General features: G+C 61.4%; 16 protein-coding genes. 2 read left to right on the top strand and 14 right to left on the bottom strand.

The genetic code is table 11. From position 1 onward, the window contains the following. Positions 1-5: 5 nt before the first annotated feature. The 3 genes from ispE to LMG28727_RS18635 all read right to left on the bottom strand — a co-directional run bounded on the left by ispE (position 6) and on the right by LMG28727_RS18635 (position 3425). Positions 6-887, bottom strand: coding sequence for a 4-(cytidine 5'-diphospho)-2-C-methyl-D-erythritol kinase (gene ispE, locus LMG28727_RS18645; protein ID WP_201643790.1), 882 nt, complete (start codon positions 885-887; stop codon positions 6-8). A gap of 64 nt (positions 888-951) precedes the next feature. Beyond that, positions 952-1584 (bottom strand): lipoprotein insertase outer membrane protein LolB, encoded by a 633-nt coding sequence (gene lolB / locus LMG28727_RS18640; protein WP_201643789.1) that lies wholly within the window; start codon positions 1582-1584, stop codon positions 952-954. Continuing rightward, positions 1584-3425, bottom strand: a complete 1842-nt coding sequence (locus LMG28727_RS18635) for a tetratricopeptide repeat protein (RefSeq protein WP_201643788.1) — start codon at positions 3423-3425, stop codon at positions 1584-1586. The genes lolB and LMG28727_RS18635 overlap by 1 nt, the downstream gene beginning before the upstream one ends. 87 nt (positions 3426-3512) lie before the next feature. Between LMG28727_RS18635 and mutM the strand changes: the two genes are divergently transcribed. Together mutM and mutY are read left to right on the top strand one after the other, a co-directional pair. Further along, positions 3513-4343: a bifunctional DNA-formamidopyrimidine glycosylase/DNA-(apurinic or apyrimidinic site) lyase gene (gene mutM / locus LMG28727_RS18630; protein WP_201643787.1), complete on the top strand. Its 831-nt coding sequence runs from the start codon at positions 3513-3515 to the stop codon at positions 4341-4343. 10 nt (positions 4344-4353) lie between these two features. Further along, on the top strand, positions 4354-5493 hold the full coding sequence (mutY, locus tag LMG28727_RS18625) for an A/G-specific adenine glycosylase (protein ID WP_201643786.1): 1140 nt from the start codon (positions 4354-4356) through the stop codon (positions 5491-5493). 57 nt (positions 5494-5550) lie between these two features. Here mutY and LMG28727_RS18620 read toward each other — a convergent pair whose 3' ends face one another. From LMG28727_RS18620 to kdsD, 11 genes are all read right to left on the bottom strand, one after another. Next, entirely contained in the window at positions 5551-6186 is a 636-nt protein-coding gene (locus LMG28727_RS18620) for an LON peptidase substrate-binding domain-containing protein (protein WP_201643785.1), read from the bottom strand. A 39-nt stretch (positions 6187-6225) separates the two neighbouring features. Then, on the bottom strand, positions 6226-7119 hold the full coding sequence (gene rapZ, locus LMG28727_RS18615; protein WP_201643784.1) for an RNase adapter RapZ: 894 nt from the start codon (positions 7117-7119) through the stop codon (positions 6226-6228). A 97-nt stretch (positions 7120-7216) separates the two neighbouring features. After that, entirely contained in the window at positions 7217-8185 is a 969-nt protein-coding gene (gene hprK, locus LMG28727_RS18610) for an HPr(Ser) kinase/phosphatase (RefSeq protein ID WP_074762928.1), read from the bottom strand. Positions 8186-8327: 142 nt separating this feature from the next. Next, entirely contained in the window at positions 8328-8843 is a 516-nt protein-coding gene (ptsN, locus tag LMG28727_RS18605; protein ID WP_074762929.1) for a PTS IIA-like nitrogen regulatory protein PtsN, read from the bottom strand. Between the two features lie 275 nt (positions 8844-9118). Beyond that, positions 9119-9475, bottom strand: coding sequence for a ribosome hibernation-promoting factor, HPF/YfiA family (gene hpf / locus LMG28727_RS18600; protein WP_042328814.1), 357 nt, complete (start codon positions 9473-9475; stop codon positions 9119-9121). Between the two features lie 170 nt (positions 9476-9645). Next, complete coding sequence (locus LMG28727_RS18595; protein WP_201643783.1) at positions 9646-11163, bottom strand: RNA polymerase factor sigma-54; 1518 nt, start codon at positions 11161-11163, stop codon at positions 9646-9648. A gap of 197 nt (positions 11164-11360) precedes the next feature. Continuing rightward, on the bottom strand, positions 11361-12146 hold the full coding sequence (gene lptB, locus LMG28727_RS18590; RefSeq protein ID WP_201643782.1) for an LPS export ABC transporter ATP-binding protein: 786 nt from the start codon (positions 12144-12146) through the stop codon (positions 11361-11363). After that, positions 12143-12814 carry a lipopolysaccharide transport periplasmic protein LptA gene (gene lptA, locus LMG28727_RS18585; RefSeq protein ID WP_201643781.1) on the bottom strand — a complete coding sequence of 224 codons (672 nt, stop codon included), beginning with the start codon at positions 12812-12814 and terminating at the stop codon, positions 12143-12145. Before lptA ends, lptB begins: the two co-directional genes overlap by 4 nt. Before the next feature lie 29 nt (positions 12815-12843). Then, positions 12844-13443, bottom strand: coding sequence for an LPS export ABC transporter periplasmic protein LptC (gene lptC / locus LMG28727_RS18580; protein WP_201643780.1), 600 nt, complete (start codon positions 13441-13443; stop codon positions 12844-12846). After that, positions 13440-14000: a KdsC family phosphatase gene (locus LMG28727_RS18575; RefSeq protein WP_201643779.1), complete on the bottom strand. Its 561-nt coding sequence runs from the start codon at positions 13998-14000 to the stop codon at positions 13440-13442. The genes lptC and LMG28727_RS18575 overlap by 4 nt, the downstream gene beginning before the upstream one ends. Further along, positions 14000-14983, bottom strand: coding sequence for an arabinose 5-phosphate isomerase KdsD (gene kdsD, locus LMG28727_RS18570; protein ID WP_201643778.1), 984 nt, complete (start codon positions 14981-14983; stop codon positions 14000-14002). The genes LMG28727_RS18575 and kdsD overlap by 1 nt, the downstream gene beginning before the upstream one ends. Between the last annotated feature and the right edge of the window lie 8 nt (positions 14984-14991).

The following is a 14991-nucleotide window of genomic DNA, read 5'->3' as shown; positions in this document are numbered from 1 at the left end:
AAAACTTATGACGCGAAAGTAAAGAGTGGATGCTGATCGAGACCTTGTGCTACTGCGCTGCTCCATTCGCGTGGCAGTTTGGCTTGCGCCGCTTCTGCATCAGCTTTACTACGGAACGCTGCAAAAACACTTGCACCTGATCCAGACATCCGCGCTGGTGCGATACTTTCAAACCATCGCAACACTTGCGCTACTTCCGCGTATTTTCCTACGACAACCTGCTGCATGTCATTCCGGCCAAAACTTTCCGGCCAGTCAATGTTGCAGCTAAGTTCTGCAGGAAAGTCCGTAATTGTGAGGGGTTTCGAATCTCTTGTCAACGCTTTTTCGGAAAAAATCGCTGCAGTCGGAACCTGCACCCTCGGCGTCACTACCAGGAAGTGACGCGGCGGCAATTGTACAACGTCTAAAGTCTCTCCGACACCCTGTGCAAACGCATTTTTCCCAAAAACAAAAAAGGGCACGTCTGCGCCGAGTTTCAACGCCAGTTCCTGCAACTCCTTGCGCGGCACGTTGAGTTTCCACAAGCGGTTGAGCGCAAGCAGTGTCGTTGCCGCGTCGGAACTGCCGCCGCCAAGACCGCCGCCCATCGGCAGACGCTTCTCTATTTCAATGTTCACGCCTTCCGTCGAGCCGGTGTGCGTTTTCAGCAGCGCGGCTGCGCGCACGGTAAGGTCATGTTCCGCCGGCACGCCCGCGATTTCGGTGCTGCGCGTAACGAGGCCGTCGTTGCGTCGCGTGAAATGCAGTGTGTCGCCCCAGTCGAGCAACTGGAAAACCGTTTGCAGCGTGTGGTACCCATCCGGCCGACGGCCGGTGATGTGCAGGAAGAGGTTGATTTTCGCTGGCGCGAGGCAATCGCGCAGCGAGTCGGTCGTTTCAATCATGAGTCGAGGCTACATGCGCCGGGTGGCGTCGAAGAAGCGGCACGGTTGCGCCAATGAACGTAGGTTACTGATCCAGCACGAGCTTGATATCGAGCGGCGGCTCGGCGCGGCTCAGATTCAGACGCTTCACGCCAGTGGCGGGTGCGTCGGCGTAGGCAAGGTAGTCGATGGTCCAGCCGTCCTGCGTGATCTGCTTCAGACGCGACGGCTGGTCCGGGTCATTCTCGGTCTTCGCGCGCGACGTAGGCGCCGGCGAAGGCTGCAGCCAGTAACGCAGCCCTTCGACCGGCAGCGCGAAACCGAGGGTGTTCTGCATCAGCGTGGAGACGTTATCCGCGGTGAACGGTTGACGGTTCGGCAATTCCAGTGTGGCCGAAGCGGGCGATGAAGTGACAATCGCCAAGGTCTGGCCAAGCGGGTTGCGCAACTGGATGGTGACGGTGTCGCCCGTTTCCTGCCACGAGAAATTGCCGTAAACATTGCGCTGCGTGCCGTACTTATCGTTGTACTGGATCGAAAAACGGCCCTGATAAGAACGGCTGGTTTGCGCCGTGACCGAGGTCGCCGCATTCGACGTGGACGGTCCTTGAGGTTTCACCGACGCACAACCGGCCAGCGCCACGACTGCTGCCGCCACGAAGCCGAGTGCCGCACCGCGCGGCGCCCGGGGAAAGGAAATCAAACGGGAAAGATGCATCAAAGATCGTTCACCTGAAGACGTTGCAACGTTTTAACCAGCGTGTCGTTATCCGGTTCGAGCTTGCGCGCCTCGCGGAAAGCCGCACGTGCCTGATCCTGATCGCCGCTCTTCCACAGTACTTCGCCGAGGTGCGCGCCGATTTCGGCGTTCGGCTGCATGTCGTACGCCTTGCGCAGCAGCTTGATCGCGTCCGTCGTGTCGCCCATCCGGTATTTGACCCAGCCGACGCTGTCCATGATGAATGCGTCGTTAGGTGCGAGCGACGATGCCTTCTCGACCAGTTTGTCCGCTTCCGGCAGGCGTTGGTTGCGGTCTGCGAGCGAGTAGCCCAACGCGTTGTACGCCTGCGGATTGTCCGGCTGCGTCTGGATCAGCTTGCGCAACTGCGCTTCCATGACGTCGTAATGGCCGTTCTTTTCCGCGGCCATCGCGTAGTCGTACGCGAGATCGGGGTCGTCGGGGAATGCTGCCGTGGCTTGCTGCAGGCGCGCCTCCGCTTCCGGGTAACGCTTCGCGTCGAACAGGATCGCCGCGTCGGTGCGGGCGACCAGCGCCAGGTCGCGCGCGTCGGGCGTTTGCAATTCGGCGAGCAGCTTGCGCGCGTCGTCGGTCTTGCCCTGTTTGGCGAGCAGTTGCGCGCGCGTGATCTGTGCCGGCACGTATTGCTGGCTCGATGGTGCGATCTTGTTCAGCCAGTCGCTCGCCGCCGCTTCGTTCTTCTGTTCGAGCGACAACTGCGCAAGATAGATGTACGCCTGACCCGCATCGGCGCCCGGCGTTTTCTCAGCCTGCTGCGCGTATTGCGTCAGATAAGTCTGCGCGGTGTTGAAATCCTTCTGCTGAATCTTGATCAGCGCGAGCGCCATCAACGGTGTGAGGTCGTTCGCGTTGGCCTTGTGCATGATCTCGAACTGCTTCTGCGCGTCGTCCAGACGGTCGCTGGCGAGATACATCTGCGCCAGCGCAAGACGCGCGTCGTGCGATTTCGGGTTCTGCTGCACGTACTTTTCGAGTGACGCGATGCCTTCCTTGCGCTCTTCCGGGCCCATCTGCGACAGCGTGAGCGCCGCCGGCAGGTAGTCGGGCTTCAGCGTAAGCGCCTGTTCGAGCGACTTGCGCGCGCCCGGTGCGTCGTCGGAAAGAATCTGCTGACGGGCGATAGCCAATTGCGCTTCCGGCCGGTCCATGTCGTTTTTCAGCAGATCTTGCAGCACGTGCAGCCCACCAATCCGGTTCGGACCGCGCGACAGCAGAATCTGCAACGCGAGGATCGCGCTGCCACGATTGTCAGCGGGTACTCGCGCGAGTTCGCGGGCAAGGATCGGCTCTGCGTCGTCAGGCTTGCCGGACAACACGAGCAGCGACGCGTCGAGTTGCGCGGCGCGCTCCGAACTCGGCGCATACTGCTGCCACAATTGCGCGGCGGTCAACGCGTCGGACGGGCTTTGCGCAGCCAGCGCGATTTCGGTGGCACGCTGAGCCATGCGCGGATCGTGCGTGTCGCGCGCAAGGGCGAGGTAAGTTTGATAGGCGGGCGCCGGCTGGTCGCGTTGCAAAGCAACTTCGGCGGCGAGCACCTGGAATACGATCTGGCTCGACAACGGCACGTCGGGCAGGGATTTCTGATCTTCCGCCGAAGCCGGCCCCAGCGGGTCGGGCAACGTGACCGTGGTGTCGTCCGAGTCGGGTGACGGGTCCTGCGCGTGCGCGGGTACGGCAGCCAGCGCCCAGACAGCAAGCGCTGCTGCACCGAGCAGGCGGCGAGCGGACACGGCGTGCGGTACGCGGGATGCGCTAGCCGGGCGCTTCGAAAACAGCTTCACGAAGGACAAGTTCATGGAAATCCGTTCAATGTTTCGGACGATTGTAACGCGCTCGCTACAATAAGCGCACCACCACTCACGCAAGTTGCAGACCAGTCAGACATGCCAGAGTTGCCAGAAGTTGAGGTTACCCGAAGGGGAATCGAACCGTATGTGTCCGGGCGCAAGGTAGAACGCGTCGATGTGCGTACGCCCGCGTTGCGTTGGCCGATTCCGACCGACCTTGCGAACACCTTGCGCGGCCACGTGGTGCGTAAAGTGGAGCGGCGCGGCAAGTATCTGCTGTTCGAGCTCGACGCTGGCTGGTTCATTGTGCATCTTGGCATGACTGGAACGCTGCGAGTGCTACGTCACGTTCCGCATCCGCCAGCGGCGGCAAAACACGATCACGTCGACTGGATCTTCGACGACTTCATTTTGCGCTACCGCGATCCCCGGCGCTTTGGCGCGGTGTTGTGGCATCCGCGGGAAGCTGGCGACATCCTTGAGCATCCGCTGCTCGCGGGACTCGGCGTCGAACCGTTCTCGCCCGCTTTTTCCGGCGCGTTGATGCATCGGCTTACACGTGGACGCAAGGTATCGGTGAAACAGGCGTTGCTGGCCGGTGAGATCGTCGTGGGCGTGGGCAATATTTATGCGTCGGAGAGCCTGTTTCGCGCGGGTATCCGACCGACCACCGCAGCCGGCCGTGTCTCACTGGTGCGCTACGATCTGCTGGCGGACGCCGTGCGGGTGACGCTTGCCGCCGCGATCGAGAAGGGCGGCAGCACGCTGCGCGATTTCGTGGGCAGCGATGGCGAGAGCGGTTACTTCCAGCTCGACTATTTCGTCTATGATCGCGCGGGGCTGCCGTGCCGCGTGTGTGAAACGCCGATCAAACAGATCGTGCAGGGGCAGCGTTCCACGTATTTCTGTCCCACCTGTCAGCGCTAGAAAATCCTCAATGCCTTCTCGCTTAACACCGCGTGCATCTTCGCGTTCCGGTTCGTCCGCCGGGTCGGAGATGCCAGTTTTTCCCGCCATGCCCGATTTTTCCGCGCGACTGATTGCGTGGCAGCGCATGCATGGCCGTCACGATTTGCCGTGGCAGAACACACGCGACCCGTATCGCATCTGGCTGTCGGAGATCATGCTTCAGCAGACGCAGGTGTCGACGGTGATTCCGTACTACGCAAAATTTCTCGCGCGTTTTCCCGATGTCGCCGCGCTCGCCGCCGCGCCCTCCGATGACGTCATGGCGCTGTGGGCCGGCCTCGGGTACTACACCCGGGCTCGCAACCTGCACCGCTGCGCGCAGGTCGTGGTCGAACAGCATGGCGGCGCGTTTCCTGCATCGGTTGAAGAACTTGCGGAGTTGCCGGGCATTGGCCGGTCTACTGCGGCCGCCATCGCGTCGTTCGCGTTCGGCGCGCGTGCAACGATTCTCGACGGCAACGTGAAGCGGGTGCTCGCGCGCGTGTTCGGAGTCGAAGGGTTTCCGGGCGAAAAGAAAGTTGAAAACGCGATGTGGACGCTCGCGGAATCGCTGCTGCCGTCGAATGCATCGGACGACGAAGTCAGTTCCTATACGCAAGGTTTGATGGACCTGGGCGCAACGTTGTGCGTGCGCGGCAAGCCGGACTGTCTGCGTTGCCCGTTCGCGCCGGATTGCGTGGCCAATGTCACGGGACGCCAGCGCGTATTGCCGACATCGCGTCCGAAGAAACTTGTGCCGACCCGTCGTACATGGATGCTGGTGCTGCGCGACGGCAACGCGGTAATGCTGGAAAAGCGCCCGCCGTCAGGCATCTGGGGCGGCTTGTGGAGCCTGCCCGAAGCGACCGACGAAGCCTCGCTCGCCGAGCGCGCGCGCAGTTTCGGCGGCGACGGTGTGATCGCGGCGCTTGCTCCGTTCACCCACGTGTTCACGCATTTCAAGCTGGATATCGAGCCACGGCTCGCAGAACTGGATGCCGGCGTTGGCGGGTTGGCTGCATTGGGCGACGCGGACACAGCATGGGTCGGGCTTGGCGATCTGGACTCGTTCGGCGTGCCCGCGCCAGTCCGCAAGCTACTGGACAGTTTGCAGGGTTCGTTGATCTGACGAATCTGCCGAAGATGACGAATCGGCTTTAAATCCGGCCCGCGCGTATCGCCGGATTCAAAGCAGTTGATGCTGCTGCATATAGTGATGAACCACGTCGATCCGCGCGCCGGCGTCCAGTAGCTCCATCAGCTTCTGTCTGGCGCGCAATGCAATCGGCAGCACTTCGGCCAGCCGGTTCGATACCCACGACGGATCCTCAAGCCTGAACGGCTCCGCGAATGGCAAGCTGTCAGGGTCCCGTTCGCGGATCGTCGCGATGATCCGCTCAAGCACCTCCGCACACGCACCGAATTTTGCCAGCAGCTCATTGCCTTCGAGCGGTGCGTCCTCACCAAGCGGCTCCGCCATCCCGACCAGCAAACCGCTACTTTCCACGCGATGCGACAGCAGCCGGAAACGCTTCGTGCCTCGGGCGCGAATCAGCAGCATGCCGAACGCTTCGACATCGCACTCTTCGATTTCAGCCAGACAACCGATCGCTTCGGGTACCGAAGGCTCCTCTTCGCGCGCCACTTCCGCGCCGCTTTTCAGCATGCAGACACCAAACGGTGTCTTTTCACGCAGACATTCGCGCGCCATGTCGAGATAGCGTGCTTCGAAGATTTTCAGTGGCAGGAGCCCATCGGGGAATAGCACCGTATGCAGCGGGAACAGCGGCACATCAGCAAGCACAGTAGAAGTAGAAGACATGGCGCAACGCTTCGAGTTGAGGCCGCGCAATGCGGCCGGTTAAGCCACTAACTTCGATGATTCGTCGGCGTCAACCGGCGCATCGCGGTGCCGCACAATCACATTTGCCGATGCTGCGAGACGCGCGGCAAGCGTCTCCGCTATGAACACAGAACGATGCTGGCCACCCGTGCAACCGATCGCGACGGTCAGGTAACTGCGGTTGTCGTCGCGAAAATGCGGCAACCATTTGGCGAGAAAATTCTCGATGTCGTCGATCATTTCATGCACGACCGGCAACGCATCGAGAAAATCCATCACCGGTTTGTCGAGGCCTGTGAGTGGCCGCAATTCATGATCGTAGTACGGGTTGGGCAGCGTGCGTACATCGAAAACGAAATCGGCATCGAGCGGCACGCCACGTTTGAATCCGAACGATTCGAACATCAGCACGAGCCCCGCATCTTCCTGCTCGATGAAGCGTTTGACCCACGCGCGCAACACGTTCGCGCGCAGATTACTGGTGTCGATCTGATGGCCGAATTCGGCGAGGCCCGCGACGAGTTCGCGTTCACGCTCGATGGCTTCCGCGAGCGACGTAAGCAGGCCGACATCCGCGTCGTGCGCAGTGGAGCCGGACAATGGATGACGGCGGCGTGTTTCGGAGAAACGTTGAATCAGCGACTGCGTGCTCGCGCTCAGGAAGAGCACCCGCACGTCGTGGGAGCGCGACAGGTCGCGGATCATCGCGGGCATTTCGTCGAGCGATGCGCTGGATCGTGCGTCGATCGCGACCGCCAGACGTTCCTGCTTGTCTTCGGCGAGGTAGGTGGCGAGTTGCGGCAGAAAACGCGGCGGCAGATTGTCGACGCAGTAATAGCCTGCGTCTTCAAGCGCGTTCAGGGCAACTGACTTGCCGGAGCCGGATATACCGGTGATCAGGATTATGCGCATGGCGTCGTCGAAACAGTACGTTTCATCATAGCATCTGGTCCCCGTGCACGTCCCTGCGGGCAGAGCTTCGCCGCAGGCGTTTCACGGGGTAGCGAACTCAGATCAGTTTGCCGGGAAACTGGCTGTCGGGGTCTTGCATCGCAAGGCGCTGGCGATCCATGAAATCGCGCAGTGTATCGATGCCGCGCAGTTGCAGGATCGTATTGCGCACGGCCGCTTCAACCAGCACTGCGAGGTTGCGGCCCGCGGCCACCTGAATCGTGACCTTGCTGATGGGCAGGCCGAGCACGTCGACGGTCTGGCTTTCCAGCGGCAACCGCTGGAATTCGCCGTCAGGACGGCGTACCAGTTGCACGATCAGCTTCAGCTTCATTTTGCGACGAACGGCCGTTTCACCGAAAATCGTCTTGATGTCGAGCAGGCCCAGACCACGCACTTCGAGCAGGTTTTGCAGCAGCGGCGGGCAGCGTCCTTCGACGAAGTCGGGACCGAGGCGCACGAAATCCACTGCGTCGTCGGCCACGAGACCGTGACCGCGGCTGATCAACTCGAGACCCAACTCGCTTTTGCCGAGGCCCGAGTCGCCGGTGAGCAGCACACCCATGCCGAGGATGTCGAGAAACACACCGTGCAGCGTGGCGCGCGGCGCGAGAATGCGCGACATGTAAAGACGCAGGCTGTCGATCACCGCTGCCGCGGACATTGGCGTGGTGAACAGCGGGGTGGACGAGCGCGTGCAACGCAGCACCAGTTCCGGCGGCGCCGCGACGCCGCCCGCCACTACCAGGAACGGTGGTTCCAGCGCGATCAGTTCGGCCATGTGGCGCGAGCGGTCGTCGTCGGCCTGGCGTGTGTAGTAGTCGATTTCGGCGTCGCCGAGCACCTGGATCCGGTTGGGGTGGATCAGATTCAAGTGGCCGACAAGGTCGGCGCTCGACGTGGCATTGGCGACCGATTCCGAAGAAAAGCCGCGCTCCCAGCCTTCATGCCCCGTCAGCCAGCTGAGTTTCAGCATGGCGGCGTTGTCGTCGAAAATGCTCTGGGCGTTGATGCTGGACGTATCCATGAGTCAGTGACTCCAGTGTGGGCCGCTTGCCGGACAAAGACGCGGCCGCGCTAACGCGCGCCGCGTATCTTGTCAGGCGACACCCGCATGCGGACGGACATCGCGCATGCGAAGAATCGGCGTGCGGATAACCGCCGATGCATCAAGGTTGCCACTGAGTAAGCAGGCGATGCAATGCTTCGCGGTCTTCTTCCGTGTGCAGGCGCTCGCGGGCATCGCGATCGGACAGCAACTGGGCGATTTCCGAAAGAATTTCGAGGTGCTGCTGAGTGGCCTGTTCAGGCACGAGCAGGAAGATCAGCAGCGAGACGGGCTGGCCGTCGGGCGACTCGAAGGGGATGGGTTCGGCAAGACGGACGAACGCGGCGAGCGGCTGCTTCAAGCCTTTGATCCGGCCATGCGGAATCGCGACGCCTTCGCCGAGCCCCGTCGATCCGAGGCGCTCGCGCGCGAACAGATTGTCAGTGACCGTGCTACGGGCGATGCCGTTCTGGTTCTCGAAGATCAGGCCCGCTTGCTCGAACACGCGTTTCTTGCTGGTGACCGATAGTCCGACGACGACGTTCTCGAGGGGAAGAAATTTGGCTAAACGATTCATGTTGACAGGCGAAAACGTGGCCTGGGTTCTCCTCGCTGGGGCGTTTGAGTGGCGTTCCATTCGTTCGATGCTCGCGACGACGTACGGGGGAGTCTGAAAGCGCCTGACTCCGGCAGACCGACTTCCGTATGAGCTAGCCTGACCCCGATGGTAACCGGAACATTATAGAACAGGGTAGCTACGGATGGTGCGGCGCGCCATGTATGCTTGATGGGTTTTTAACGGTTTAGTCCAAAAGACTCGCTGCCGCGCAGCAAAGGCGTCCAGAAACGAAAAACCGCCCGATTTCGGGCGGTTTGGCAAGTGCGGAAAATGAGGTAAACCCTCTAATTTTCCTATTGCGGCGGCACGTCGAGTTGCGGTGCCGGTTGGTACTTGATCGCATCGTGCTGATGGCCTTGCAGGCGATCTTTATGGCGTATCACTTGCCGGTCGAGCTTGTCGATCATCAGATCGATCGCAGCGTAGAGATCGCTGTCACAGCTCTCGACGAAAATGTCCTTGCCCTTCAGATGGAGGTTGATTTCAACCTTTTGACGCTTGTCCTTTTCCTTGTGGTTGTCGACCGAGAGGACCACACTGCCGTCGATTACCTGATCGAAATGTCTTAGCACCCTATCCAGTTTGGTGATCACGTATTCGCGCAACGCAGGCGTTACTTCGAGGTGGTGTCCACTGATCTGCAGATTCATAGTGCTTCTCCAAGCTAGTGGCCGCTTGATCCGCACGATGACAGGTGTCCGGTCGATCTGTCGGCTTGCCTGAGTCGCCCCCCGGTGACTGACTTCTGGCAGGTCGCATCGGCCAGCCTGTCCGCCAACTGCGGAGCGGCCGGTAAATGCCCGCCACGGAAGGCGACGGGCTATAGAGACTTGCGCAGGTTGACTGCCGGGATCTTGAGAGCTTCGCGATACTTCGCCACGGTACGCCGTGCGACCACGAAGCCCTGTTCCGCCAGCAGTTCGGCTATGCGACTGTCTGAGAGAGGCGATTTCGGGTTTTCCGCTCCTATCAGTTGCTTGATGAGCGCGCGAATGGCCGTGGAAGACGCCGCGCCGCCCGTGTCAGTCGAAACGTGTGAGCCGAAGAAGTACTTAAACTCCAGCGTCCCAAAAGGGGTCAGCATATATTTGCCGGTTGTCACACGCGAGACAGTTGACTCGTGTAGGCCCAGCGTATCAGCAATTTCTCGCAAAACCAAGGGGCGCATGGCAATTTCGCCGTGCACGAAAAAGCTCTTCTGACGCTCCACAATGGCCTGTGCGACCCGCAGGATCGTCTCGAAACGCTGCTGGATATTCTTGATCAGCCAGCGGGCTTCCTGCAGTTGTTGGCGCAACGAACCACTGCCCGGATCGCCCCGGTTATTGCGCAGAATGTTCGCGTACAGATGGTTGATGCGCAGCTTCGGCACCACCTCGGGATTCAGTTCGGCCTGCCAGCCTTGGGCTGTTTTGCGCACCATGATGTCGGGTACGACGTAGTCCGCTTCGGCTTTGCCGTAAGCGGCGCCAGGGAATGGCTCAAGTGAACGGATCAAAACGTGCGCGTCGCGCAGGTCGTCGTCGTTCGCCTTCAGGTGTTTGCGCAGACGCGTGAAATCGCGGGCCGCAAGCAGTTCCAGATAGTGCGCGACGATGTCGAGCGCCAGCGTTCGCGTGGGTGACGTATCGAGCCGCAACAGTTGCAGCTTAAGACACTCCGACGCAGAACGAGCGCCCACTCCAGCCGGATCGAAGCTATGCAGCAGCGCTAGCGCAGCGTTCAGTTCGTCGACATCGACTTCCAGCTCTTCGGGCAGATCGGCCAGCACTTCATCGAGCGTGGCAGCGAGATAGCCATCATCGTCGAGCGATTCGATCAGGAAAGTGATGAGCGCCCGGTCGCGTTGGCCCGCCTGAGTGACGCGCAATTGCGCCATCAGGTGATCGCGCAGCGAGGTGCTCGATTCGTGAATTTGCAACGGCGGCATGTCGTCGTCGTCGGACGCGTTACCGGAGCGGCCGTAGTCGTCGAGATTCCACTGCGACGCGTCGCCGTTACTATCGCCGGAAAGGCCGTTGTATTCGTCGACGCCCTGCGGCTCGCCGTTCTCGGCGCGCTCGTTGCTGCTGGTGGACGATGACGAGCCGTTGCCGCCCATCTGGTCGGACGGCGAGGAAGAGTTGGGTGCCTGCGCGATCAGCGAGCCGTCGGCCGCCACGCGCAACGGGCTCGCAATCCAGTCGTCCTCATTTTCGAGGAGCGGATTCTGCGAGATCGCCATTGCGACTTCCTGCTGCAATTCGAGCGTAGACAGCTGAAGCAGCCGGATGGACTGCTGCAGTTGCGGGGTCAACGCAAGATGCTGCGATAGGCGGAGTTGTAGGCTGGCTTTCATGGCAAATTGAGATTCATTGTAAAGAGTTTGCCACGACCGCGATACATTGCGGCACTCGCAATTACGCGTGCGCCCGTTTCGGCGCCACCGGGCGCAGAATGGCCCAGGTCAAAAATGCTGATGTGCGGTTGCCGCAAAAAAAGTTGCGGCAAGGGTTCGCGGAGGCGCCCTCACGCCGCCCGCAATCCCTTGTGTGCTTACATGCGGAAGTGCTCGCCCAGGTAGACGCGCCGTACGCTTTCGTTTTCGATGATTTCGTTCGGCGCGCCGGCGGCCAGCACGCTGCCGTCGCTGATGATGTACGCGTGATCGCAGATGCCAAGCGTTTCGCGCACGTTATGGTCGGTGATTAGCACGCCGATATTGCGCTGCTTCAGAAACTTGACGATCTTCTGGATTTCCAGCACCGCGATCGGGTCGACGCCCGCGAACGGTTCGTCGAGCAGAATAAAGCTCGGGTTGGTGGCCAGCGCGCGCGCAATTTCAACCCGGCGACGCTCGCCGCCCGACAGCGACAGCGCCGGATTCTCGCGCAAATGCGCGATCTGCAGTTCGTCGAGCAGCGCTTCCGTGCGGCTCGTGATGGTGTCTTTGCTGAGCCGCTTGCCGTTCTCTTCGTGCTGCAATTCCAGCACCGCGCGAATATTTTCTTCGACGCTGAGCTTGCGGAACACCGACGCTTCCTGCGGCAGATACGACAGGCCGAGCGAAGCGCGCTTGTGGATAGGCAGCAGGCTGATCGATTTGCCGTCGAGGTCGATTTCGCCAGCGTCGAGCGGCACGAGGCCGACGATCATGTAGAACGAAGTCGTCTTGCCGGCGCCGTTCGGGCCGAGCAGACCCACCACTTCGCCGCTTTTCACGTCGAGCGATACGTCTTTGACGACCGTGCGCGAACCGTAGCGCTTCTTCAGATTGCGTACGACCAGCGAGCTGCTGGTGCCGGCCGGTTTGCGATTGGGGAGGGACGCGGAGGAGCTCACTGAGTCGGTGCTCCCTGAATCGTGGTGGACGGCACGAGCGTGGCCGACGCACCGGTCAGCGGTGCGGCGCCGCCATTGCGCGGCGACAGCATGGCGCGTACGCGGCCGGTCGGGTTGCCCGGGCCGGCAACGTCCTTACCTGCCTTCGCGGTATAGAAGTCGTTCTGGCCGTCATACGTGACGACGCTGCCGTGCACCTGATCTATCACCGTTGACAGACCCTGCAGGCGTCGGACCGTGGCGTTGGTGGTGAGCGTGGTCAGATCCTGCTTGCCGTCGTAGTCGATACGAACGGCCGTGCCTTCGATGTATTCGTCGAGACCTTCGCGTTTCTGGCGGAAATACGACAGATTGCCGCCGGTGGACGTGCCGGTCGCGTACTGATAACCCTGCGGGTCTTGCGTCACTTCGACCCGATCGGCCTTGATCACGATCGTGCCTTTGGTGGCGACCACGTGACCGGTGAAGATGTTGACCTGCTTGAGGTCGTCGTAAGTCATGTTGTCCGCTTCGATGTTCAGCGGTTTGTCCTTATCGGCGCGGTCGGCGTGCGCGAGCGGCGCGAAGCCGGCTAGCGGCAACGCGACGAGCAGCGCAGCGAGTCCGGCGCGGCACGCGGACAGGGTACGCGAGCGGCCGGTATCAAAACGGGGGAACGATTCGTTCATGCAGTCACGCCTGGAATGGATTACCCGGGTTACTTGGGCGAGCTGCCGCCGGCTTCGGACGCGGCAATCGCGCCTCTTACGTTGCCGAACAGCTGCATCACCCGGGTGACGTTGTTGTAGTTCATGCCGCTGGCAGTCATCACCGACATGCCGCGCTGAAGTTTAACCGGCTTTTCAGTCTCGATCACATCGTCGTTGACCAGCACCCTAAAATGCTGCGAATCAGCTTGCATCTGCGGATCGCCGTCACCGGGTGCACGCACGATGCGGGCGTTGTCGTACAGATCGACGATCGACGCGTCGGCGTTCACCTTGCCGGTGTCGCCGGTCGCGGTGACGATCGGCTTGCCGGGCTGGAACGCACGCATGGCCGGTTTGACCAGATCGCTCAGCTCGTCGTCTTCATAGTGAATCAGCGACTGGGCGGTCAGCCGGTATTGAGTCGAGCCCGATTGATCGAGTTCGGAAACCGAGAAATTGTCCGCGAAATAGTCCGGCGTGTGTTCTTTCGGGCGTACCACGTCTTCGTTCTGTCGTGGCAGGGTTGCTTGCAGCAGCCACCACGTGATACCGGCCAGCGCAGCCATCGCGACCAGCGGAATCAGGGAAGTCAGGCGAAACTGGTTCATCCGACGAGGCCTCGCTGTTCACCGCTGCAGGCCGCCGCAAGCAGCGCTTCATATTTGTGCTGCGCGCGCAACAGCGTGTCGACGACTTCGCGCGCCGCGCCGTGGCCGCCGCGCGCCTCGCTGACCCAATGAGCGCGCGCGATTACTTCAGGATGCGAGTTGGCGGGCGCTGCGGCGAAGCCGACCTTCAGCATCACCGCGAGATCGACCCAGTCGTCGCCCATGTAGCCGCATTCTTCCGCGCTCAGTCCAGTTTGCTGCAAAAGGTCCGCAAACGCCTGAGGTTTGTCCTGAATCCCCTGATAAACGTGCGTGACGTTCATCTCCTTCGCCCGCGCCGCGACGATGCCCGACTTGCGCCCCGTGATGATCGCGGTGTCGATGCCGGCCTGGCGCAGCAGCTTCATGCCGTGGCCGTCCATTGAGTGGAAGCCCTTCATCGTGTCGCCTTCCGCCGTGAACAGCAGACCGCCGTCGGTCAGCACGCCGTCGACGTCGAAAATCATCAGCTTCACGCGGCTTGCGCGTTCGGTTGCGGTAGCAGGGGCGATGGCCATCAGATCACCTTCTTCGAGAACAGGTCGTGCATGTTGAGGGCGCCGATCAGCTTGCCCGCTTCGTCGACGACCAGCATCTGATTGATGCGGTGGCGCTCCATCAACTCAACGGCTTCGACTGCGAGCTGGTCGGGACCGATGGTGCGTGGCCCGGGTGTCATCACCGAAGCAATCGACAACTGGCGGAAATCGCCGTCGCGTTCGAGCACGCGGCGCAAATCGCCGTCGGTGAAGATGCCGGTTACGCGGTCTTCGTGATCGACGATCGCGGTCATGCCCATGCGCTTGGCGGTCAACTGGAACAGCGCGTCGCGCACGGTAGCGTTGGGCGTGACCTTCGGCACCTGGTCACCGGTGCGCATCACGTCGCGCACATAAGTAAGCAGACGCCGCCCGAGCGCGCCACCCGGATGCGAGCGCGCAAAGTCGTCCCGTCCGAAACCGCGTGCGTCGAGCACCGCGACCGCGAGTGCGTCACCGAGCGCGAGCGCTGCGGTGGTGCTGGCGGTGGGCGCGAGATTCATCGGACAGGCTTCTTTCGACACTGCAGAATTCAGATGCACGTCGGCCAGTTGTGCGAGACTCGACGACGGGCGTCCCGTCATTGCAATCAGCTTCGCGCCGATCCGCTTGATGAGCGGCAGGATCGCCACGAGTTCTTCGGTTTCACCGGAATTGGACAGTGCAAGGAACACGTCGTCTGACGTGACCATGCCGAGGTCGCCATGGCTAGCTTCCGCCGGATGCACGAAGAACGCCGGCGTACCGGTGCTGGCCAGCGTGGCCGCGAGCTTGCGGGCCACATGGCCGGATTTGCCGATGCCGGAGACGACCACGCGCCCACGGCAACCCAGGATGAAGTCGATCGCCCCGACGAAACCATCGTCGAGTTGATCGCGAAGCGCGCGCACGGCGTCCGCTTCGATGTCCAGCACGTCACGAGCGAGCGCGAGTGCCCGGTCGCCATTGATTTTCGCTATCATTCGCGGAG

This window comes from Paraburkholderia metrosideri (assembly GCF_904848625.1).
Lineage (GTDB): Bacteria > Pseudomonadota > Gammaproteobacteria > Burkholderiales > Burkholderiaceae > Paraburkholderia > Paraburkholderia metrosideri.
The sequence above is the reverse complement of the archived record's forward strand: the minus strand, read 5'-3'. Positions and strand labels throughout refer to the sequence as shown.